Raw genomic sequence first — 286 nt, forward strand, 5'->3', positions numbered from 1 at the left:
AAACACCGCCACCAAGCGTCCGGCATCGTCGTACTGGTACGCCGTCACCGCCCCCAGCGGATCCTGCTCGACCGTCAGCCGGCCTTTTTCGTCGTAGGATCTGAAATGCTTGGCACCATCCGGATCAATGCGCTGCACCAGCCGCGCACGCTGGTCGTGCACGTAGACTTCCTGGCTACCATCAGCGTTAAACACCGTGACCTGCCCGTGGTCATCCCAGGCATAACGCGTGTCCATCTGCGAAAAGCTTGCCCAGTGGCGGACACACCGCGCGGCCTTGCCAGCG

General features: G+C 62.6%; 1 protein-coding gene. It reads right to left on the bottom strand.

Annotation, left to right across the window (positions count from 1 at the left end):
- The coding region (locus tag NTD80_RS03375; RefSeq protein WP_262132150.1) for an RHS repeat protein at positions 1–286 on the bottom strand (286 nt) is incomplete at both ends.

The organism is Pseudomonas sp. 13B_2.1_Bac1 (assembly GCF_025466155.1).
GTDB lineage: Bacteria > Pseudomonadota > Gammaproteobacteria > Pseudomonadales > Pseudomonadaceae > Aquipseudomonas > Aquipseudomonas aylmerensis.